The 19,813-nt window shown below is 67.7% G+C and carries 22 protein-coding genes and 2 tRNA genes; 6 read left to right on the top strand and 18 right to left on the bottom strand.

The features are described from left to right. Nucleotide 1 precedes the first annotated feature (1 nt). Together pstA and pstB are read left to right on the top strand one after the other, a co-directional pair. The gene (gene pstA / locus RQG82_RS13685; protein ID WP_311259608.1) at nucleotides 2-1,111 is read left to right on the top strand and encodes a phosphate ABC transporter permease PstA; all 1,110 of its coding nucleotides are present in this window, start codon (nucleotides 2-4) and stop codon (nucleotides 1,109-1,111) included. Nucleotides 1,112-1,148: 37 nt separating this feature from the next. Beyond that, nucleotides 1,149-1,928, top strand: coding sequence for a phosphate ABC transporter ATP-binding protein PstB (pstB, locus tag RQG82_RS13680; RefSeq protein ID WP_311259606.1), 780 nt, complete (start codon nucleotides 1,149-1,151; stop codon nucleotides 1,926-1,928). 905 nt (nucleotides 1,929-2,833) lie between these two features. Here pstB and RQG82_RS13675 read toward each other — a convergent pair. The 4 genes from RQG82_RS13675 to sigK form a co-directional block, all read right to left on the bottom strand. Then, complete coding sequence (locus RQG82_RS13675; protein WP_311259605.1) at nucleotides 2,834-3,718, bottom strand: aminodeoxychorismate lyase; 885 nt, start codon at nucleotides 3,716-3,718, stop codon at nucleotides 2,834-2,836. Nucleotides 3,719-3,897: 179 nt separating this feature from the next. After that, nucleotides 3,898-4,527: a DNA-directed RNA polymerase subunit beta gene (locus RQG82_RS13670; RefSeq protein WP_311259604.1), complete on the bottom strand. Its 630-nt coding sequence runs from the start codon at nucleotides 4,525-4,527 to the stop codon at nucleotides 3,898-3,900. Between the two features lie 28 nt (nucleotides 4,528-4,555). Continuing rightward, entirely contained in the window at nucleotides 4,556-5,362 is an 807-nt protein-coding gene (locus tag RQG82_RS13665; RefSeq protein ID WP_311259603.1) for an anti-sigma factor, read from the bottom strand. After that, nucleotides 5,359-5,958: an ECF RNA polymerase sigma factor SigK gene (sigK, locus tag RQG82_RS13660; protein WP_311259602.1), complete on the bottom strand. Its 600-nt coding sequence runs from the start codon at nucleotides 5,956-5,958 to the stop codon at nucleotides 5,359-5,361. The genes RQG82_RS13665 and sigK overlap by 4 nt, the downstream gene beginning before the upstream one ends. Nucleotides 5,959-6,181: 223 nt before the next feature. Between sigK and RQG82_RS13655 the strand changes: the two genes are divergently transcribed. The 3 genes from RQG82_RS13655 (at nucleotide 6,182) to RQG82_RS13645 (ending at nucleotide 7,704) form a co-directional block, all read left to right on the top strand. Then, nucleotides 6,182-6,844, top strand: a complete 663-nt coding sequence (locus RQG82_RS13655) for a fasciclin domain-containing protein (RefSeq protein ID WP_311259601.1) — start codon at nucleotides 6,182-6,184, stop codon at nucleotides 6,842-6,844. Nucleotides 6,845-6,973: 129 nt separating this feature from the next. Continuing rightward, nucleotides 6,974-7,046, top strand: a tRNA-Lys gene (locus RQG82_RS13650). Between the two features lie 109 nt (nucleotides 7,047-7,155). Further along, on the top strand, nucleotides 7,156-7,704 hold the full coding sequence (locus RQG82_RS13645; RefSeq protein WP_311259600.1) for a type 1 glutamine amidotransferase domain-containing protein: 549 nt from the start codon (nucleotides 7,156-7,158) through the stop codon (nucleotides 7,702-7,704). Nucleotides 7,705-7,735: 31 nt separating this feature from the next. Here RQG82_RS13645 and RQG82_RS13640 read toward each other — a convergent pair whose 3' ends face one another. Next, a complete protein-coding gene (locus RQG82_RS13640) occupies nucleotides 7,736-8,257 on the bottom strand; it encodes a CGNR zinc finger domain-containing protein (protein ID WP_311259599.1) in 522 nt (173 codons plus the stop codon). 25 nt (nucleotides 8,258-8,282) lie between these two features. Here RQG82_RS13640 and RQG82_RS13635 point away from each other — a divergent pair, with 25 nt between their 5' ends. Continuing rightward, nucleotides 8,283-8,483, top strand: a complete 201-nt coding sequence (locus RQG82_RS13635) for a hypothetical protein (protein WP_311259598.1) — start codon at nucleotides 8,283-8,285, stop codon at nucleotides 8,481-8,483. 8 nt (nucleotides 8,484-8,491) lie between these two features. On the opposite strand, the gene RQG82_RS13630 is transcribed toward RQG82_RS13635, so the two are convergent. From RQG82_RS13630 to RQG82_RS13570, 13 genes are all read right to left on the bottom strand, one after another. Then, nucleotides 8,492-9,124, bottom strand: a complete 633-nt coding sequence (locus RQG82_RS13630; RefSeq protein ID WP_311259597.1) for a M23 family metallopeptidase — start codon at nucleotides 9,122-9,124, stop codon at nucleotides 8,492-8,494. Continuing rightward, nucleotides 9,121-9,648, bottom strand: coding sequence for a DUF1697 domain-containing protein (locus RQG82_RS13625; RefSeq protein WP_311259596.1), 528 nt, complete (start codon nucleotides 9,646-9,648; stop codon nucleotides 9,121-9,123). The genes RQG82_RS13630 and RQG82_RS13625 overlap by 4 nt, the downstream gene beginning before the upstream one ends. After that, on the bottom strand, nucleotides 9,645-10,226 hold the full coding sequence (locus RQG82_RS13620) for an isochorismatase family protein (RefSeq protein ID WP_311259595.1): 582 nt from the start codon (nucleotides 10,224-10,226) through the stop codon (nucleotides 9,645-9,647). The genes RQG82_RS13625 and RQG82_RS13620 overlap by 4 nt, the downstream gene beginning before the upstream one ends. A gap of 85 nt (nucleotides 10,227-10,311) precedes the next feature. After that, nucleotides 10,312-10,387, bottom strand: a tRNA-Thr gene (locus RQG82_RS13615). A gap of 51 nt (nucleotides 10,388-10,438) precedes the next feature. After that, nucleotides 10,439-11,971, bottom strand: coding sequence for an alpha/beta hydrolase (locus tag RQG82_RS13610; RefSeq protein WP_311259594.1), 1,533 nt, complete (start codon nucleotides 11,969-11,971; stop codon nucleotides 10,439-10,441). Nucleotides 11,972-11,991: 20 nt separating this feature from the next. Then, a complete protein-coding gene (locus RQG82_RS13605) occupies nucleotides 11,992-13,149 on the bottom strand; it encodes a DNA polymerase III subunit delta' (protein WP_311259593.1) in 1,158 nt (385 codons plus the stop codon). A gap of 91 nt (nucleotides 13,150-13,240) precedes the next feature. Next, entirely contained in the window at nucleotides 13,241-13,870 is a 630-nt protein-coding gene (tmk, locus tag RQG82_RS13600; protein ID WP_311259592.1) for a dTMP kinase, read from the bottom strand. After that, entirely contained in the window at nucleotides 13,867-16,725 is a 2,859-nt protein-coding gene (gene topA / locus RQG82_RS13595) for a type I DNA topoisomerase (protein ID WP_311259591.1), read from the bottom strand. The genes tmk and topA overlap by 4 nt, the downstream gene beginning before the upstream one ends. A gap of 98 nt (nucleotides 16,726-16,823) precedes the next feature. Beyond that, nucleotides 16,824-17,153: an Rv3654c family TadE-like protein gene (locus tag RQG82_RS13590; RefSeq protein WP_311259590.1), complete on the bottom strand. Its 330-nt coding sequence runs from the start codon at nucleotides 17,151-17,153 to the stop codon at nucleotides 16,824-16,826. Between the two features lie 28 nt (nucleotides 17,154-17,181). Then, a complete protein-coding gene (locus tag RQG82_RS13585) occupies nucleotides 17,182-17,526 on the bottom strand; it encodes a TadE family type IV pilus minor pilin (RefSeq protein WP_311259589.1) in 345 nt (114 codons plus the stop codon). Continuing rightward, nucleotides 17,526-17,723: a DUF4244 domain-containing protein gene (locus tag RQG82_RS13580; protein WP_311259588.1), complete on the bottom strand. Its 198-nt coding sequence runs from the start codon at nucleotides 17,721-17,723 to the stop codon at nucleotides 17,526-17,528. The genes RQG82_RS13585 and RQG82_RS13580 overlap by 1 nt, the downstream gene beginning before the upstream one ends. 52 nt (nucleotides 17,724-17,775) lie before the next feature. Next, on the bottom strand, nucleotides 17,776-18,669 hold the full coding sequence (locus RQG82_RS13575; protein WP_311259587.1) for a type II secretion system F family protein: 894 nt from the start codon (nucleotides 18,667-18,669) through the stop codon (nucleotides 17,776-17,778). After that, nucleotides 18,666-19,679, bottom strand: coding sequence for a TadA family conjugal transfer-associated ATPase (locus RQG82_RS13570; RefSeq protein ID WP_311259586.1), 1,014 nt, complete (start codon nucleotides 19,677-19,679; stop codon nucleotides 18,666-18,668). Before RQG82_RS13570 ends, RQG82_RS13575 begins: the two co-directional genes overlap by 4 nt. Between the last annotated feature and the right edge of the window lie 134 nt (nucleotides 19,680-19,813).

The following is a 19,813-nucleotide window of genomic DNA, read 5'->3' as shown; positions in this document are numbered from 1 at the left end:
CATGACCGCTACCCTCACCCCCTCGCCGTCTCCCTCCTCCGTCGTCGCTCCGGTGCACACCACCTCTGCAGGCCACCTGCCCAAGTGGGCTCCGTGGGCTCTCCTGCTCGTCGCATTCGTGCTGTCGGGGACGATCTTCGCCTTCGTCAATGCGGGCGGCGACCCGGCCGACTTCAACATCGCGCTCACGCTCGTCGTCGGCCTCGTGTTCTACATGGCGCTCATCATGGTCATCTCGTCGGTGGTCGAGAGTCGCCGCCACGCGATCGACCGCCTCATGACCGCTCTGGTATCCGGCGCCTTCGTGGTCGCGCTCCTGCCCCTCATCTCGCTGCTCTACACCGTGGTCGTCAACGGCCTCATGCGCTTCGACGGAGAGTTCTTCAGCTTCTCGATGCGCAACATCGTGGGCGAGGGCGGCGGCGCGATCCATGCCATCTACGGCACGCTTCTGATCACGCTCGGCGCGACGATCATCTCGGTGCCGATCGGCCTGATGACCTCGATCTACCTCGTCGAGTACGGCGAGGGTCGCAAGCTCGCGCGGGGCATCACGTTCCTCGTCGACGTCATGACCGGCATCCCGTCGATCGTCGCCGGTCTCTTCATCTACTCCGTGTTCGCGCTCATCGTCGGACCAGGCACCCGAATGGGGATCATGGGCTCGCTGGCGCTCTCGGTGCTGATGATCCCGGTCGTCGTCCGCGGCTCTGAAGAGCTCCTGCGCATCGTTCCGAACGAGCTCCGCGAGGCCGCCTACGCGCTCGGTGTCCCGAAGTGGCTGACGATCATCAAGGTCGTCCTGCCGACGGCCATCGCCGGAATCCTGACCAGCATCATGCTCGCCATCTCCCGCGTGATCGGCGAGACCGCTCCGCTGCTGCTCACCGTCGGCATCGTGCAGGGCATGAACCTGAACATGTTCAGCGGGCAGATGGCGACGCTACCCGTGTTCTCGTACATGCAGGCCAAGTACCCGGGCATCCCCGTCGAGGCCTACCTCGACCGCGCCTGGGCCGCGGCCCTCACCCTGATCGTCATCGTGATGGTGCTGAACCTGCTGGCCAGGATCATCGCCAAGGTGTTCGCCCCCAAGATCAACGGCCGCTGAGCCGTCTTTCCCGACTGAAGAAGAAGAAGGATCACACGTGTCCAAGAGCATCGAAGTCAACGACCTCAACGTCTACTACAGCGACTTCCTCGCCGTCGAAGGCGTCAGCATCGAGATCAAGCCCAACACCGTCACGGCGTTCATCGGCCCGTCCGGCTGCGGCAAGTCCACGTTCCTGCGCACCCTCAACCGCATGCACGAGGTCATCCCCGGCGCCCGCGTCGAGGGTGAGGTGCTGATCGACGGCAAGAACCTCTACGGCGCCGGCGTCGACCCCGTGCTGGTGCGCCGTCAGGTCGGCATGGTCTTCCAGCGTCCGAACCCGTTCCCCACGATGTCGATCAAGGAGAACGTGCTCGCGGGCGTCAAGCTCAACAACACGCGCATGTCGAAGAGCGATCAGGATGGCCTCGTCGAGAAGTCGCTGCGTGGCGCGAACCTGTGGAACGAGGTCAAGGACCGTCTCGACCGCCCCGGCTCCGGCCTCTCGGGCGGCCAGCAGCAGCGTCTGTGCATCGCGCGTGCCATCGCCGTCTCCCCCGACGTGATCCTGATGGACGAGCCCTGCTCGGCCCTCGACCCGATCTCGACCTTCGCGATCGAGGAGCTCATCGCCGAGATCAAGTCCGAGTACACCGTCGTCATCGTGACGCACAACATGCAGCAGGCGAGCCGCGTGTCCGACCGGACCGCGTTCTTCAACATCGCCGGCACCGGCAAGCCCGGCAAGCTCATCGAGTACGACGACACCCGCACGATGTTCACCACCCCGTCGGTGCAGGCTACCGAGGACTACGTCTCGGGACGCTTCGGATAAGCATCCGGTTCTTCCTTCTCCTTCTCACCGGAGCCTGCGCTCTTCGCGGGCACAGCTTCGGAGATGCAGGTTCGAAACGCCGTGCGACCTTCTCGTCGCCCGGCGTTTCGTCGTTCCGGTCCGCAGTTGTGCCCGGGGCCGGAACTGCGGCACTCATCCTGCAGAATAGTGCGGATACGCGGTGCATCCACAGGTCCCGGCATCGTGGTCAGGAACGGGTGCCTGGATCGCAGATGCTCGTCAGATGTGCGGCTCATCGTCGATCGAGATCTGGACGTGGAGAGAGCTTCGGGCGACAAGCTCGCGACGGGCTCTCGAGGCTCGCGTGCGATGCGGGCGCCTGCGACGACTCCGACGCGGGGTCTACGCCGCCGACACCGCCTGCGCGAGCGCCGTCGAGGCCGCTGAGCACGGAGGGTCTCTGGGCTGTTCGAGTGCCGCGCGACACCTCGGGATCTGGGTTCTCGACGACCCGACTCTGCATGTCTGGCTTCGCCCCGAAAGACACCATCACACTGGCATCAGCCGTGGGTGCACCTGCATCCGTCATTGGGATTCAGGCGCCTCCTCGGGAACGTTCGCCCTCCCCTCGGTACCGCAGATCCTGCTGCAGATCCTCCGCTGCGGACCCGCGACGCCACGGCTGCCGCCTGGGGACACGCCACGCTGAGGTTCGACTACGCGATGGTCGTGCATGACTGGGATCTGGTGGAGCGCGCGATCGTCGGGATGCTGGCACTCAAGCCCTGATCCGTGTCGGATCATCGACTCATCTCCGGGCACAACTTCGGATGCGGGTCGACGACGCGCCGGTCTCGACGACCTGGCGCGGCGGTTCTGCAGAGAGTTCCGAAGTTGTGCTCGCAGCGAGCGAGCAACCCGGGCGGCCGAGCGGCCTGGCGGCCTCAGTCGCGGGGTGAGAGGAGGTAGTCGTTGAGCTCGGCCGTGAGCGCGCGGTCGACGGGCAGCTCGACGCCGTCGACGGCCGTGATCGGCGCGGCGAGGCGGACGCTCGAGACGAGCCAAGCGGCATCGGCATGCGTCAGGTCGGATGCCGGCACCTGGGCGTACTCCGCGAGCAGCCCTCGCCCGGTGAGGTGCTCGTAGACGCTCAGCTGCGTCGTGCCGTGCAGGATGCCGCCGTTCGGCGCCGGTGTCACGAAACGATCGCCGAAGCGCAGGATCAGTGACGCGGTCGGCGCCTCGAGCACGAAGCCGTCCCGCGACAGGAAGATCGCGTCGTCGGCTCCGCGTCGGTGCGCCTCACGAAGCGCAGCCATGTTCACCGCATACGAGAGGGTCTTGGCCCCGAGCAGCAACCATGGCGCCTTCTCGGCCACGTCGAGGTCGTACCCGCGGTCGAGGGTGACCACGCGGACTCCGTGCTCGCGCACCGCCGAGAAGTCGGATGCCGGCGCGGCCGTGACCCAGGCGGTCGGTGTGGGTCCGTGCTCGACCCCGCGACTGAGGATGAGTTTGATGACGTACTCGCCCTGCTCGCAGTGGGCGGCGGCACGCTCGATGGCCTGATGCCACTGCGCCTGGTTGGGGAGCGGCAGGTCGCACAGCTGCGCCGAGTGCGCGAGCCTCTCGAGGTGCGGTACGACCTCCTGCGCATGACCGTCGATCACGCCGATCGACTCGAACACTCCGTCGCCGCGCTGTGTGCTCAGCTCCCCCACGCTCAGTGCCGGCGCCGCGGCATCGACGAGGGTGAACGTGTCTGCGAAGTCGGAGCGGTCGACGTCAGCCGCCGCAGGATCGATCATCAGAGCAAAGCACCGTGTCATGATCCGAGCCTAGAGCCCCGGGAATAGCTTCAGCGTGATCTTGTTACACTGGAGTGGCCGGGCCGCATAACCCCGGGCTCCAAAATTTGCCGCCGCGAGCGGCCTTCCGCCGAGAGGCGTTTTTGCGGCCCGGTCTTTTCATGCCCGCACGCAGACTCTGACCACGCCCCAGCGTCGATTCAGGCCAGCGCTCCCGAGCGCCACAGCACGGCAGAAGCCGACAGGTCTCGCGCATAGCTGCTCAGACGCAGAGCGCGGGTCGTGAGCTCACTTGCGCGCGACGGTTCGGTCGCTTCGTAGTCGTCCGCCATGTGGGTGGCACCGGAAGCCTGGACCCGGCAGAACGCCGCGGCCCGATCGAGGGCCACCGCGAAGTCACCGCGAAACGCGCCACGCAGGATCGTGTCGATCAGGGCGACGAGCTCGTCGGGGTTCGCCGGCACCGGCGCCCCGGCGATCACGACATCGACGGATGCGAGCTCCACCCTGCCCCGCTCGTAGAGCAGGGCTGCGGTGTGAGGATCGTCATGGATGGCCAGCTGCAGGATGTACAGCCGCCACAGCGCGCCCGGCAGGGTGCGAGCTGGAGCCTTAGACCAGAGCTCGGCGATCTCATCGATGCCGTGCTCGTCGGTGAAGGCGACCAGTCGGTCGGCGCTCACACCGCTCTCATCGGCGCGCACGCGGGTCAGCAGAGCGGATGCGGTCGCATGCGCGACGCGCGTCTCTTCGGCGGGATCGTGACTGCCCACGATGTTGTCGAAGGCACTGGTGGGCCGGCGCACCGGACGGGAGAACTGCTCAGGCATCAGTCCAGGGTACGCGCGATACGCGAGGTCAGGCCGTCGGGATCACGACGACGGGGTCGGATGTCGGCAGGCCCGAGGGCGAGCCTCCGTCCTGCTCCACCGTGACCGCGATCACGTCACCCGCGTGCATCTCGCCGGCGAGCACCGCCGTGGCTTCGCCGCCGTCGGCCGCGAACACACCTGCCGAGATGGGAGTATCGCCCCGGACATACCAGAGCTCGTATGTCTCGCCCTCGGCGAGCGACGGGATGCCGTCGGTCACGAGCACGGACTTGCCGAGCGACGCCGACCAGTGCGCGGTCGCAGTGCCGCCGCTCTCGAGCGACACGCTGGCCTGCTGCGCATCACCGGCCGACTGGATGTCCTCGAGTGCGACGACACTCGCCGGACGGTTGATGTACGTGTTGATCGCGACAGCGCCGGCCCCCACGCCTACGAGCAGTGCGAGGCATGCGGCGAGCGCGAAGAGGAAGCGGAGGCGGTGCGCCGGAGCCTTCGGGGCTTCGTCTCCCGGTGGGGACTGCGAAGGTCCGGCCTCGGATGCGGCATCCGATGCCTCTTCATGCGGACCATCGGGCGTCGAGTCCGCGAGGACGACATCGCCGTTCTGCGGGGTGACGGCGATGCGTGCGAGAAGCGCGGCACGAATGTCGGGCGACGGGACCGACTGCGTCACACCGTCGGCGAGGAAGCCTGCGCTGTCGGCGTCTGCCTCCACGATGTGCTGCCATTCCGGGTGCGCTGCGAGCGCGGCGTGATACCGCTGCTGGTCATCGGGCGACAGCGCGTCGAGCGCTGCTCCTGCCGCGAGCTCTGCGAATTCCTTCTCGTTCATGCCGTCACCCCCATAGCCGTTCGCAGACGCGAGAGCCCATCTCGCATCCGTGTCTTGATCGTCCCCAGCGGCGCTCCGACGAGCACTGCCACTTCGTTCTGACTGTAACCGCCGTAGTAGGCCAGAACGAGAGCCTCGCGCTGCACCTCAGGAAGGCCCGAGAGTGCGTGAACGACCTTCTCGCTCTCGATGCCCAGCTCCACCGTCTCCGCGACACTGTCGTGCGCGACTCCGATGTCCCTGAACCCGGCTCGTACGTCTCGGTCCGCGCTGGACTGGGACGCCCGAACCCGGTCGACCGCACGACGGTGCGCGATCGTCATCACCCAGGTTCTTCCCTGTCCCTTGTTCGGAGCGAACTTCGTAGCGGATTGCCAGATCTCCAAGAAGACTTCCTGAAGGACCTCTTCGCTCTGCGAGCGGTTCACGAGGACCCTGAGGATGAGGCCGAAGACGCGGGAAGACAGAGTGTCGTAGAGCTCCGCGAATGCGCGCTGGTCACCGTCGCCGATGCGCAGGAGCAGGTCAGCGACAGCATCCCGAGCCGTACCGTCTTCGGGTACGTCCATTCCGTCGATGACCATCTCTAACAGCATGCCGCATTCACCCCGCTTTCCCGTGCAGCCGCCACCCGAAAGTGACGTAAACGAGTCCTCTTAAGTGTTCTTCGTCGAAAGCTGTTCGCCGCAGACCCCCGAAACGGATTGGATTCCGAGAAGTCGAAAAAAGTTTGAGGTTTCTCCCATCCGATCCCGAGGGGGCTCCGAACGACTGTCAACGCCACGGAGAGGCCGTGGCATTGTTCTGAAGGAGCTTGAGATGTTCAGCACCAAGAAGAAGGTCACCGCAGCGATCACCCTCGGCCTTGCGAGCGCATTCCTGCTCTCCGCATGTTCCATGGGCGGCACCACCGAAGAGCCGGCAGAGTCGACGGCTCCCGAGTCGTCCGAGACGATGGCTCCCGAGACCGAGACGATGGACCCGGCCGCGAACCTGGTCGGCTCCGGCTGCGCCGCATACGCAGAGGCTGTTCCGGACGGCGCAGGATCGGTCGAGGGCATGGCTCTTGACCCGGTCGCCACCGCGGCATCCAACAACCCCCTGCTCACCACGCTCGTCGCAGCAGTCAGCGGCCAGCTGAACCCGGATGTCAACCTCGTCGACACGCTGAACGGCGACGAGTTCACCGTCTTCGCACCGGTCGATGACGCTTTCGCGAAGATCGACCCGGCCACCATCGAGGCTCTCAAGACCGACAGCGCCACGCTGAGCTCGATCCTGACGTACCACGTGGTCCCCGGCCAGGTGGCGCCCGACGAGATCGCCGGCATGCACACCACGGTCCAGGGTGCTGACCTCGAGGTCACCGGCAGCGGCGACGACCTGATGGTCAACGACGCCACCGTCATCTGCGGTGGAGTTCAGACCGCCAACGCGACCGTGTACCTCATCGACACGGTCCTGATGCCCCCGGCCGAGTAAGGCAGGGAAACACCGAGGCGGACACTCGGTGAGCCGTCTCACCTCTCGGGGGAGGTCGGTGAGATGGAGAAGGAGCCGTTGACGACACGTCGTCAGCGGCTCCTTCTTTGCGCCCTAGACTGGAGGGGCGGGCCTCTAGCTCAGTTGGCAGAGCATCGGACTTTTAATCCGCGGGTCGTGGGTTCGAGCCCCACGGGGCCCACCGTTTATCACCGCCGGCCTGATCCGGCCACCCCCTTCACTGCGTCAGCACCCTGCGAGAGAGTCGAGGCGTCCCCATTCGGGACACTCACCCCACGAAAGGACGCATCATGGCGACTCTCACCGACAGCCGAGTGGCATTCCTGGCGACAGACGGATTCGAGGACAGCGAGCTGACCAGTCCGTGGGAAGCGGTGCAGAGCGAGGGCGCGAGCGCCACGCTCATCGCACCGGACGGACAGCAGATCACCGGAAAGAACGGTCACGTGCAGCACGTGGACCTCACCTCCGAGACGGCCAAGGCCGACGAGTTCGACGCTCTCGTGCTTCCGGGCGGCGTCGTGAACGCCGACCACCTGCGGCTCGACAAGGCATCGATCGACCTCGCCCGCTCGTTCTTCGAGCAGCATAAGCCCGTCGCCGTCATCTGCCACGGCGCGTGGATCCTGATCGAGGCCGGTGTGGTCGACGGACGCACGCTGACCAGCTACCCGAGCCTCGCGACCGATCTCCGCAACGCGGGAGCCACCTGGGTCGACGAGGAAGTCGTGGTCGACGCCGGACTCGTCTCGAGCCGCACGCCAGACGATCTCCCCGCTTTCAACGCGAAGCTGATCGAGGAGGTCGCCGAGGGGCGGCACGCCGAGCAGACCGCGTGATCTGAGCATCCGGCGGTCCGGCGGTCCGGTGTCAGGCGCCAGCGCGCGCCCTGTGACGCCGGACCGCCGCTCTGTTCGCACAGCGCACCGAGCAGAACCGCTGTCGCCCGTTTCGGGTCACGTCGACGACCACGTTCGTGCAAGGCGAGGCCTCGCAGCGGCCCAATCGATCCATGCCGCGGGTGACGAGGTGCAGCGACGTACCGACGGCGAAGACGGCCCGCAGCACGTAGGACAGCGACTGCACGTCGTCACGGTAGTGCAGGTGCCAGCCTTCGCCGTCGTGGTTCGTCAGGCGCGGGTATGCCGCAGCTTCCACCATCTGCGCGTTGAGGATCTCGGCACGAACAGCCGGGTCCGGCGCATCGACGATCTGCAACCAGTCGTCGACCACCTCGCGGACCCGTTCGTGGTCGTCGGGCGCAGGCGGGAAGGTCATCGTCATCCCCATCTCGAGGGTGCGCTGCTCGATGCCCGCACGATCGACGGGGAAGTCATCGGCGAGGGATGCGGCCAGGAGGACCGCGTACTCGCCGTAAGGGTTGAGATGCATAAGGCCATTACATCACGCTGGATGCATGACCACGTTGCACACCCTGCCGATCCCCCGCCAGACCACCACCGCGCATGAGCACGCCTGGGTCGCGGACTCGCGGCATCCGACCAGCGAGGGCGTCGTCGTGTACGTCCGCTGCACCGGTTGCGGCACGCACCGCGTCGACCTGCAGGCGCACCCGCTGACGCCTCCCTCCGCGATCAGCCGCGAGACCTCGGACTGAGCCGACGATCAGGCAGCGACGATCGCGCCGTTTCGCGGCACCCAGAACCGCTCGCCCTCGGCGACGAAGGCGAGTGGGATCCCTCGCCCGTTCTGCTCGACCGAGTCCGAGACCTGGACATGCAGATGCGGTTCGGTGCTGTTCCCGGAGTTGCCGCATTCGCCGATCACCTCGCCCACCGACACCCGGTCTCCGAGCCGCGGCCTCACGCTCCCGGCCCTCAGATGGGCGAGCAGCACGAGAGCGCCGTCGCAACGGATGACGACGTGGTTTCCGGCGATCCCCGGTGCACCCTCGCGGACACGCGATCTCTGGGTCAGCGCATACCCCAGCTGCGCCCCGATCGAGCGCCGGGCGACGTGGTCGTCCTCGCCATCATGCACCCGCACCACCTCGCCCGACACCGGCGCGAGGATCGGACGCCCGAAGCCGATGAACGCGTCGGCAGGCTCGGTGCCGAACATGCTCCCGAGACTGCGAGGTGCGCTGCGACCGTTCGAGTCGACCGGCACGAAGTCGATCGCGTGCGAGCTGCCGAACAGCTCGGTGCCGTGACTGGGCACGCGTGACGCCGGGCTGTTCTGCACGATCCAGAGCCCGGTGAAGGGCAGGATCAGCACGAACGGCTCCTGAGCAGTCATGCGGTCAGCTCAGCGAGCTTTCGGACGGTACGGAGGTTGCGCGCCGTGCCGGCGACACCGAGCGCGCGGTCGAGGACGGTCTTGGTGAGCCTCGTACTGTGCACACCGCCCTCGGCGTAGTCGATCCACAGATCGTCGCCGACGAGTGCGATCCGCTCCCCCGGCACGAGTCGCTCCTGCAACGCCTCGACAGCCCCGGGCGCGGCCGGCGCCTCGAGGAACATCGCGTGCAGCAGCTTCTCGGACGCCCCGCTGAACGGGTGCGCAGCCAGGGCGTGCACGAGGGCGTCATGCGTGCGCAGGATCACCGGGGTGTCGACGTCGAACTCGGCGGCGATCAGCGCCCGGACCCGAGCGCACGCCGACGCCGGATCATCCGGATGCTCGCACACGATGTTCCCGCTCGCGATGTAGGTCGAGACCTCACCCAGCACCGGAGCGAGCACCTCGCGCAGCTGAGCCATCGGCACCCGATTGCGGCCCGAGACGTTCACCGCTCGCAACAGCAGGACGCTGCGGATCACCCCGCGTCGCTCTCGACGAGCTCGGCACCCGCATGAGCGAGTTCTGCGAGAGCCGCCGCACTCGGCTCAGCCGCGACACCCGCGATCAGATCGGTGAAGATCCGCACCCGCACTCCGTGCGCCACAGCGTCGAGCGCAGAGGCGCGCACGCAGTGGTCGGTGGCGATGCCCACGACATCGGCCTCGAGGACACCCGCGCCGGTGAGGATCGCGCCGACGGTCTCGCCGGATTCGGTCGCACCCTCGAACATCGAGTACGCGGGGCGCCCCTGCCCCTTGTGCACATGATGGGTGACGGCATCGGTCACCAGCAGCGGGTCATAGTCGGCGCCAGGCGTGCCTGCGACGCAGTGCACGGGCCAGGTGTCGACGAAGTCCGGCGCCTCGCCGAAGTGGCCGCCGTTGTCTCCCTCGGCGTCGTGCCAATCGCGAGACGCGACGATGACGTCGTACTCCGCCGCGTGAGCGGAGAGGAAGGCTGAGACAGCGGATGCCACGGCATCCCCACCATCGACGGCCAACGCACCGCCCTCGGTGAAGTCGTTCTGCACATCGACGATCAGAAGCGCTCTGCTCATGGTCTGAGCGTACGCCGCCCTCACCGGTCACCCCAAGGCAGGAAACCAAAAGGCCCCGAGATGTTGTTCACATCACGGGGCCTGCTGGAGCCGCTTGTCAGAATCGAACTGACGACCTTTTCATTACGAGTGAAATGCTCTGCCGACTGAGCTAAAGCGGCGCGATCATCGATATTACCCGTTCCGGAGCCGCACCGCGAATCGAGCCGGAATCACTCGCAGCGGACGTCGCTCTCGGGCACGACATCGTCGAGCAGGAACGCCTCGACGGCGCCGTCGACGCACGTGTTGCCCTTGTTGTATCCGGTGTGGCCTTCGCCCACGCGGGTGATCAGCACGCCCTCGTCGAGCTGCGCGGCGAGGGACTCCGACCACTCGTACGGGGTCGCCGGGTCGTTGGTCGTTCCGACCACGAGGATCGGGCCAGCACCCTCGGCGTTGATCTCGCCCCGGGTGCCGGTCGGCGGGTAGGGCCACACCGAGCACGAGTCGGGACCGCTCCAGTACGGAGCGATGGTCGGCGCGCCGTCTGCGATCTTCTTCTCGGTCGCAGCCTCGGCCGCCGGGTCGTCCTCGACCGGATAGTCCATGCAGTTGTAGGCGCGGAATGCTTCGCTCGAGTTGTCGAGATAGGTCCCGTTCTCACGTCCGTTGTAGAAGTCGGCGAGGAAGAACGCCGTCGTCGGGTCACCCTGCAGAGCTTCGTCGAGCGCCTGCGTGAGGTACTGCCAGCTGTCTGCCGAATACAGGGCGGCGATGATGCCGGTCATCAGCGCGTCCGCGCCGAGCATGCGTCCGTCGCCGTTCTCGAGCGGGGCCGCGTCGACGCTCCCGAGCAGCGCACCGAGGTCGGCCATGGCCTCATCGACCGTGCCGTTGAACGGGCACTCGCCCGAGTCGAGGCAGTCCTGCATGTACGCGCGGAGGGCCGATTCGAATCCCAGGGCCTGGGTCGCACCGACATCGAGCCCCGAGACGGCCGGGTCGATCGCGCCGTCGAGCACGAGCCGTCCCGCCTTCTCGGGGTACAGGTCGGCGTAGGTCGCGCCGAGGAACGTGCCATACGAGTAGCCGATGTAGTTCAGCTGCTTGTCGCCGAGAACAGCGCGGATCAGATCCATGTCGCGTGCGGCGTTGATCGTGGTGATGTAGGGCAGGATGCCGCCGCTGTTCGCCTCACACGCATCGGCGAACTCCTTGTGCGCCTCGAGCAGCTCGGCCTCCCACTCTGCACTCCCCCGCTTTCCTTCGGGGATCGTGTAGAGGTAGTCGTCCATGCCTGCAGCATCGAAGCACGTCACTGCGGTCGACTCTCCGACGCCGCGGGGGTCGAATCCGATCACGTCGTAGTTCTCGATGAGATCGGCGCCGACGGCGAAGTCCAGGCTGTCACGGATGAGCTCGACACCGCTGGCGCCAGGACCACCGGGGTTCGTCAGCAGTGAGCCCTGAGCTGTTCCCGTCGCCTGGTGTCGCACGACCGAGAGGGTGATCTCACCCTCGCCCGGGTTCTCCCAGTCGAGGGGAGCGGTCACATCGGTGCAGTCGAACCCCGTGCCGCACTCGCTCCAGGTGAGCGTCTGCCCGTAGAACGGCAGCAGGTCTTCTGCCACGCCTTCGGTGTCCGGCGCGTTCGTGGTGGACGGCTTCGGCTCGGCCTGCTCGGGGATCATCGAGTACAGGCAGCCGGAGAGCGCGACCGAGGCCGCGGCGAGGCCGGCGATCACGGCGACGGCACGTCGCATGCGGGAAGTCGGTCGAGTGTTCACGGTGTCCTCCCGCTCGTGACAGTCACGAGCAAGCTCTCGAGGGCGAGCAGCGGTGCGACGTTGCGCTCCAGCGACTGGCGTGTGTCGGCAAGGTGGTCGAGTACGACAAGAGTACGGGTCTCCGGCCAGGCGGCAGCCAGCGCGGCCAGATCTTCGCGAAGCTCGCGGTTGATCAGCTCGTCGTCTCTGCCGAACTGCAGCATGACGACGTCACGGAAGAGCGACTGCAGATCGGTGAGGACTCTGTCGATCCCGTCACGCAGGCTTCGGGTCGCACGCTTCTTCTGGTCGTCCTCCAGCGCGGAGATCTGCGTGCGCAGGGCCGGCGGGACGGCCTGTCCCTCGGCGATGCCGACCATGCGGAGCAGGGATGCACGCTCGGCCGCGTCGCGCTCGGCGGTGAGGGCCTTGGCGTCGTCAGTGGCCGCCTGGATGATGCGGCCGGCGACCTCGACGGCGTCGCTGACACCGCGAACCCCCAGCACCGACCGCAGCGTCTCGTCGCGGCGGCGGCGGGCGGCCTCATCGGTGGCGAGGCGCTGGGCCATGCCGATGTGCCGTTGTGCATGACGGGCGGCCTGCTCGGCGATGCCCTCATCGACCCCTGTGCGGAGCGTGATCAGACGCGCCACGTCTGCGACGTCGGGCTCGCGCAGTCGCAGCGAGCGTACGCGAGAACGGATCGTCGGCAGCAGGTCGGCCTCGCTCGGGGCGCAGAGTATCCAGACGGTCTTCTCCGGCGGCTCCTCGAGAGCCTTCAGCAGCACGTTCGAGGTGCGCTCGACCATGCGGTCGGCGTCTTCGACCACGATCACGCGATAGCGGCCTGCCGACGGCGCGAAGTAGGAGCGCTCGACGAGCGCACGAGCCTCCGCGATCGTGATGATGACCTTGTCGGTGCGCAATGCCGTCACATCGGGATGCGTTCCCGCGAGGACCTGACGCATCGCCGCCTCGTCATCGGGGTGATCAGCGACGAGCGCGGCCGCGAAGGCGTGCGCGAGTGTGGAACGCCCCGACCCCGGCGGCCCCGTGATGAGCCAGGCGTGCGACAGCGCGGAAGGATCGGATGCGGCGTTGCGCAGCGTGTCGACCGCGGCATCCTGCCCCCACACGTCGGCCCACGGGAAAGGGGCGGCGACAGTCTGGGGCATGTCCTCAGCCTAATCGGGAGCACCGACGTCCGCGGCAACCGCCCCCGGATGCACGGGGCTCGTGAGGCAGGCGACATGCCGTGCGGGCGGCTCAGCCGATCAGCGTCGCGACCCGCTCGCGGATCTGCTCGGCGATGATCTCGGGTGCTGCTGCGGCGTCGAGAACCAGGAACCGCTCGGGTTCGGCCTGCGCCAGGGCGAGGAACGCGTCGCGGACCCGCGCGTGGAACTCGGTCTTCTCCGCCTCGAGTCGGTCGAAGGGCTTGTCAGCCGAGTCGAGTCGCACGCGCGCCGACTCGGGGTCGAGGTCGAGCAGCACGGTGAGGTCGGGCAGTGCGCCCTCCGCGGCCCACAGCGACAGGTTGCGGATCTCGTCGCCGTCGAGCACGCGGCCTGCGCCCTGGTAGGCGACCGACGAGTCGAGATAGCGGTCCTGCAGCACGACCTCGCCACGCGCGAGAGCAGGTCGGACGACCGTGGCGACGTGATGTGCGCGGTCGGCGGCGTAGAGAAGAGCTTCGGCACGCGGCGCGATGTCCCCTCGGTGGTGCAGCACGATGTCGCGGATCAGTTGGCCGACCTCGGACCCACCCGGCTCGCGGGTGCGCACGACGGTTCGCCCTGTCTCCGTCATCCACTGCGCGAGGAGGTTCGACTGGGTGGTCTTGCCCGATCCGTCTCCGCCCTCGAGGGTGATCCAGATTCCGGGGCCTGATGTCACGAACCGGCCTTTTTCGCGGCGTTCGCTGCACGTGTCGCCGCGGCCTTCTTGGCTGCTGCCGACCGTGCGGCGGCCTTCTCGGCATCCGTCGCAGTCGCCTTGGCCGGGGCCTTCTTCGCCGCAGGCTTCTTGGCCGGCGCCTTCTTGGCTGCCGGCTTCTTGGCGGCGGGCTTCTTGGCAGGTGCCTTCTTCGCGGCCGCACCGCGCTTGGGAGCCGGACCCTTGGCACGCTTGTCGGCGAGCATCTGCACGGCGATCTCGAACGTGACGTCCTCGACCTTCTGCCCGCGAGGGATCGTCACGTTCGTCTCGCCGTCGGTGACATAGGCACCGAAGCGCCCGTCGCGGATGCGGATCGGCTTGTTGCTGACGGGATCGGCCTCGAACTCGGCGAGCGCACTGGACGCGCGGCGGGAACCTGCGCCGTACTTCGGCTGCGAGTAGATCTCGAGCGCCTTCTCGAGCGTCACGTCGAAGATCTCCGACTCGCTCTCGAGCGAGCGGGAGTCCGTGCCCTTCTTCAGGTACGGACCGAACCGGCCGTTCTGTGCGGTGATCTCCTCGCCGGTCTCCGGGTCGGCTCCGACGACGCGCGGCAGGCTGAGCAGCTGCAGGGCGGTGTCGAGGTCGATCGTGTCGACCGACATCGAACGGAACAGCGAGGCGGTGCGCTGCTTGGGCGCCGCGACCTTCTTCGCTCCCCGCTTGGGCTTGGGGGCCTCGACGACCTCACCGGTCGCCTCGTCGACGGCGGCGTCCTCGGACACCGGGTCGTTCTCCTGCACGTAGGGTCCGAAGCGGCCGTCCTTGACGACGACGATCTTGCCGTTCTCCGGGTTGGTGCCCAGCACACGGTCGCCGGCGACCGGCGCGTCGATGAGCTCCTGCGCCTTGGCAGCGGTCAGCTCGTCTGGCGCCAGATCTTCGGGCACGTTCACGATGCGCGGCTTCTCGTCCGGCGCCTCGGGGTTCGCGACCTCGAGGTAGGGACCGTACTTGCCGAAACGCAGTGTGGCGGTGTCGGTGATGGGTGTGGAGTTGAGAGCCCGCGCATCGATCTCGCCGAGATTGTCGACGGTCTGGCGCAGGCCGACGTGCGAATCAGAGCCGTAATAGAAGGAACGCAGCCACTCGACGCGCTTCTGCTCGCCTCGGGCGATCGCGTCGAGGTCGTCTTCGAGTGCGGCGGTGAAGTCGTAGTCGATCAGGGTGGCGAAGTGCTCTTCGAGCAGGCGCACGACACTGAAGGCGAGCCATGTCGGCACGAGGGCCTGGCCGCGCTTGGTCGCGTAGCCACGGTCGATCACCGTGCCGATGATGCTGGCGAAGGTCGAGGGACGGCCGATGCCGTGCTCCTCGAGCGCCTTGACGAGTGACGCTTCGGTGAAGCGGGGCTTCGGGGTCGTGCGGTGACCCTTGGCCTCGGAATCCGACATGCGCAGCTCATCGCCGACCGCGACGATCGGGAGCGACTGGTTCTCGTCGGCATCCTTGTCGTTGCGCTTCTCGTCGCGCCCCTCCTCGTACGCCTCGAGGAACCCCTTGAAGGTGTACACGGTGCCGGATGCGGTGAACTCGGCGTTGCGGCCTGCGGCGTCGACTGCGATGGTGACGGTCGTGGTCTCGTACTTGGCATCGGCCATCTGGCTGGCGACGGTGCGCTTCCAGATCAGGTCGTAGAGACGGTGCTCCTCGCGGTCCAGCTCCGAGGAGACGGACTTCGGGGTGCGGAAGTTCTCGCCCGAGGGACGGATCGCCTCGTGCGCCTCCTGCGCGTTCTTGCTCTTCGACTTGTAGGCGCGAGGCTTGAGCGGAACCGCGGTGTCGCCGTAGAGCGCGACGGCCTGACTGCGCGCGGCCTGCACGGCCTGGGTGCTCAGCGCGACCGAGTCGGTTCGCATATAGGTGATGTAACCCTTTTCATACAGCCGCTGCGCGACGCTCATCGCCTGCTTGGCGCTCATCGAGAGCTTGCGGCCAGCCTCCTGCTGCATGGTGGAGGTGGTGAACGGCGCGTAGGGGCTGCGGGTTCCGGGCTTCGCCTCGACCTTGGTGACGGAGCCTGCGCCGGCGGCGTCGACGGCGAGTGCGAGCTCTGCAGCCTGCTTCTCGTCGAGGATGACGACGGCTTTCTTGAGCTTTCCGTTGTCGTCGAAGTCGGTGCCTCGGGCGAGCTGGCCGCCGTCGACTCGCACCAGACGCACCTTGAATCCTGCCGACGACGAGGCGAGCGCCTCGACGTCCCAGTACTCGGCCGACACGAACGCCATGCGCTCGCGCTCCCGCTCGACGATCATGCGGGTGGCGGCGGACTGCACGCGTCCGGCAGACAGGCCCGTCTTGACCTTGTACCAGAGAACGGGCGAGACGTCCCAGCCATAAAGCCGGTCGAGGATGCGGCGGGTCTCCTGCGCGTCGACGAGGTCGGTGTCGAGCTCACGGGTGTTGCCGATGGCCGCCTGGATCGCGTCTTTCGTGATCTCGTGGAAGACCATGCGCTTGACGGGGACCTTCGGCTTCAGAGTCTCGAGCAGGTGCCAGGCGATGGCCTCGCCTTCGCGGTCCTCATCAGTGGCGAGCAGGAGCTCGTCGGCGGTCTTGAGCGCACGCTTGAGCTCGGCGACAGTCTTCGTCTTGCGATCGGAGACGACGTAGTAGGGGTCGAAGTCGTTGTCGACGTCGATCGAGTACTTCCCGTACGCCTGCTTGTCAGCGGCGGGGATGTCCTTCTTATCTGCGAGGTCGCGGATGTGGCCGACAGAGCTGAGCACCTCATAGCCGTCGCCGAGGTATCCCTGAATCGACCGCATCTTCGTCGGGGACTCGACAATGACGAGCTTCTTGCCTTCAGCCAAGGGAGCGTCCTTTCTTCGAAGCACACCATACACACCGCCGTGATGGGTTGGTCACAGTGGTCGCCTGCATTTTCGCCGGAAAGTGCTTCGTGCCGCCGTCAGGATCCCTCGGGTGGCCCAGCACGGGCTCGGGAGACGGCAGCGAGTCCAGCGTACGCCGCGTTCACCTGCACAGTCGCCACGAAGCCCTCGACGGCACACTCGGTGAGGGTCGCGCCTGAGGCCGCCGCGACCCGCGCGGCAAGCGCGCACGGGTCGTCGGTCGAGGCGATCGCGCCACGGGCCGCGTCGGCTGCGGCGAGCGCCGCGGCGTCGGCGGCTCCGGCGGCCCGCTGCGCTGTGACCGCTGCTCCCCCGACTGCGGCGAGCCCCAGCGAGAGCGCCGTCGCGACCGAGAGAACCCCCGCCGCGAGAGCAGAGCCCGCCATCAGCTGCCCGCCCCTGCGACGTTCGACATCAGAGCCCTCCGGCGAGCGCGCAGCTGGACGCCTGCAGCGGGATTCGGATGAAGCCGCCGATCGCGACGTCGGCGTGCGCTTTCACACAGACGAGATCGCCGGATGAGCTGCTCGACATTCCGGCGCCGGGAACCGCGGTCGAGACTGCGTGCGATGCCCTGCCGGCGTCCTCCCCTCGGCCGAGAAGGCGTGCTGCGTCGGCCGACGCGTCTTGGAGCGCCACCTGACGAGCGGCCGCGCCCAGTGCGCCGGCACCGAGCAGAAGAGTGAGGACCACCGCCGGCAGCGCGAGTGCGAGCTCGGCGGCCACGGATCCCCGCTCGCCGTCACGACTGTCGCTCATCACGCCACCGTGAGTGCCCGACGCACCAGGTCGGTGAGGATGCCGCGCACCTCATCAGACCTCATGATGACGACGAGCAGCCCGGCGAAGGCCACGGCGGCCATCGTGGTGATCGCGTACTCGGCGGTTGCCGCGCCGCTGTCGTCTCCGAACAGCATTGCGGAGCGGCGCTGAGTGAGGGGAGGGAGGGTGGTCATGGGTTCCTTCTTTCTCTATGCGGATGCACGGGCATCCGGTGGTCGGCGGCCGTCACAGCGGCAGCGGGGTCGAGAGGAGCACGCTCAGCAGCAGCGGAGCCACTCCCAGCAGGAGGAAGGCCGGCAGCGTGCAGACGCCGAGCGGGATCAGCAGCTTCGTCGAGAGCTTCGCGGCGCGCAGACGGCCGTCGACGCGGGACGCGTGCCGCTCCTGCCCGGCGGAGGCGCGAAGAAGTTCACCGGCGGGCACTCCCGCGGCGTGCGACAGCTCGAGCACCGCACGGATTCGCGCGTCGTCCCCGCGACGAGATGCCGGACTCTCCGCGACGAGGCGCAGTGCACGATCAATCGACGCGCCTCCGGAGAGGGCGACAGCCATGAGCTCCGCCTGCATGCCCGGTGTGCCCGGCTCGGGTCGCGCGCTCCGAAGCAGTCGGTTCGTCCAGCCTCTGGCAGCGAGCACGAGCAGGAGCCCGGCCACGACGCAGGCCGCGCCCGCAGGCGTCCCGACGATGACACCGAGCGTGTCGAAACCGAGGGCGAAGCCGAGCAGCAGACCGGCGAACGGCATCCACAGGAGCAACCGCGCGGTTCCCGCCGGTTCAGCCAGAGCTATGCGCACGTCGTCAGCGGCGGACGAGGCGTCGCGAAGCGTCTCGGCGATCATCCGCAGCACCTCGGCCAGTGGCGCCCCGACAGTCGTCGCGACCTCCCACGCGGCAGCGAGATCTTGCCACGGGCCCCCCTCGGCCTCGATGGCGGCGATGAGCGGGACACCATCGTCCACTCGACCCACCACGGACGCGGCGTGCACGTCGCCGATCGAGGCGAGGTGGCGCCAGGCGACCAACGGCACAGCTCCCGCCTGCAGCAGCACCGCGAGCGTCTGCACCGACGTCGCCGCGTCGGTTCCGCCGTCAGGGGCGCCTCGCCGCCGAGCGCTCACCACGGTCGCACCTCCTCGATGCCCAGCCGGTCGCCGGTCAGCGCGAGCTCCCCCGCCTGCGCGATGCGTCGCTGCCCGCCGGGCGCCCTGTCGAGATGCAGAACGATCGTGAACGCGCTCACCGCCTGGCGTGCGAGCGCCGTGGCATCCATCGATGCCAGCGCGCCGAGTGCTTCGAGCCGGGCAGGCACATCGCTCAGACCACTCGCGTGGAGGGTTCCGGCGCCCCCATCGTGTCCGGTGTTCAGAGCCGTCAGCAGTTCTCTCACCTCTTCGCCTCGGCACTCACCGACCACGAGACGGTCGGGGCGCATGCGCAGCGACTCGCGGACCAGCCGTGCGAGGCTGATGCCGCCGGCGCCCTCGAGGTTCGACTGCCGCGCCTCGAGAGCGACATGGTGGGGGTGCTGCGGGCGCAGTTCGGCCACATCCTCGATCGTGACGATGCGCTCGGAGGTCGGCACTGCCGACAGCAGCGCCGACAGCAGAGTCGTCTTGCCCGTGCCGGTGCCGCCGGTGATGAGGATGTTGGCGCGCTCAGCCACCAGACCGAGGAGCCAGCTGTGCTGCCTGGCGTCGAAGGCGCCGAGCGCTGCCAGCGCATCGAGATCTGCGGCGCGCACTCGGGGCACACGGATCGAGAGCGCAGTCCCCGAGGTCGAGATCGGCGCGAGGATGGCATGCACTCGGATGCCGGACTCGAGCCTTACGTCGACGCACGGTGCCTGGTCGTCGAGGTGGCGACCGCCAAGTCCGACGAGAGCGACCGCGAGATCGCGAACCTCTCGCTCGGACGCGCTCCACCCTCGCACAGCCTCGGCGCCGCGCCCCCGGTCGATGAACAGCCCTGAGATGCCGTTGACGAAGATGTCGGTGACCTCTTCGTCAGCGCAGTGCTCTGCGAGCGGGCCGAAGACGGGATCGACCTGCAGCGGCGTGCGAACGCCTCGTCTGTCGCCGTCGACGAGCGAGGACGTGTCGCGCGGCTGGATGACGAAGGGATCGGGCATCCCCTGAAGCTAGGCCCCACGCTCAGCGCGCCGCCCCTGAATGGAGAGGCTCGGACGGTGCCTGTGGGCAACCCGTTCCGGACGCTCAGCGTGCAGGGGAGGTCGCGAAGACGGGCATGAGGAGCGACCTCGAC

It is taken from the genome of Microbacterium sp. WCS2018Hpa-9, assembly GCF_031843745.1.
GTDB lineage: Bacteria > Actinomycetota > Actinomycetes > Actinomycetales > Microbacteriaceae > Microbacterium.
Note: the sequence above shows the minus strand (reverse complement) of the source record. Positions and strands in the feature narration are given on the sequence as shown.

Excerpts from the sequence above, each read along its gene's own strand:
- pstA (WP_311259608.1), top strand. The coding sequence starts at position 2 with ATGACCGCTACCCTCACCCCCTCGCCGTCTCCCTCCTCCGTCGTCGCT.
- RQG82_RS13675 (WP_311259605.1), bottom strand. The coding sequence starts at position 3,718 with ATGACACGGTGCTTTGCTCTGATGATCGATCCTGCGGCGGCTGACGTC.
- RQG82_RS13670 (WP_311259604.1), bottom strand. The coding sequence starts at position 4,527 with ATGCCTGAGCAGTTCTCCCGTCCGGTGCGCCGGCCCACCAGTGCCTTC.
- RQG82_RS13665 (WP_311259603.1), bottom strand. The coding sequence starts at position 5,362 with ATGAACGAGAAGGAATTCGCAGAGCTCGCGGCAGGAGCAGCGCTCGAC.
- sigK (WP_311259602.1), bottom strand. The coding sequence starts at position 5,958 with ATGCTGTTAGAGATGGTCATCGACGGAATGGACGTACCCGAAGACGGT.
- RQG82_RS13655 (WP_311259601.1), top strand. The coding sequence starts at position 6,182 with ATGTTCAGCACCAAGAAGAAGGTCACCGCAGCGATCACCCTCGGCCTT.
- RQG82_RS13645 (WP_311259600.1), top strand. The coding sequence starts at position 7,156 with ATGGCGACTCTCACCGACAGCCGAGTGGCATTCCTGGCGACAGACGGA.
- RQG82_RS13640 (WP_311259599.1), bottom strand. The coding sequence starts at position 8,257 with ATGCATCTCAACCCTTACGGCGAGTACGCGGTCCTCCTGGCCGCATCC.
- RQG82_RS13635 (WP_311259598.1), top strand. The coding sequence starts at position 8,283 with ATGACCACGTTGCACACCCTGCCGATCCCCCGCCAGACCACCACCGCG.
- RQG82_RS13630 (WP_311259597.1), bottom strand. The coding sequence starts at position 9,124 with ATGACTGCTCAGGAGCCGTTCGTGCTGATCCTGCCCTTCACCGGGCTC.
- RQG82_RS13620 (WP_311259595.1), bottom strand. The coding sequence starts at position 10,226 with ATGAGCAGAGCGCTTCTGATCGTCGATGTGCAGAACGACTTCACCGAG.
- RQG82_RS13610 (WP_311259594.1), bottom strand. The coding sequence starts at position 11,971 with ATGCGACGTGCCGTCGCCGTGATCGCCGGCCTCGCCGCGGCCTCGGTC.
- RQG82_RS13605 (WP_311259593.1), bottom strand. The coding sequence starts at position 13,149 with ATGCCCCAGACTGTCGCCGCCCCTTTCCCGTGGGCCGACGTGTGGGGG.
- RQG82_RS13590 (WP_311259590.1), bottom strand. The coding sequence starts at position 17,153 with ATGGCGGGCTCTGCTCTCGCGGCGGGGGTTCTCTCGGTCGCGACGGCG.
- RQG82_RS13585 (WP_311259589.1), bottom strand. The coding sequence starts at position 17,526 with ATGAGCGACAGTCGTGACGGCGAGCGGGGATCCGTGGCCGCCGAGCTC.
- RQG82_RS13580 (WP_311259588.1), bottom strand. The coding sequence starts at position 17,723 with ATGACCACCCTCCCTCCCCTCACTCAGCGCCGCTCCGCAATGCTGTTC.
- RQG82_RS13570 (WP_311259586.1), bottom strand. The coding sequence starts at position 19,679 with ATGCCCGATCCCTTCGTCATCCAGCCGCGCGACACGTCCTCGCTCGTC.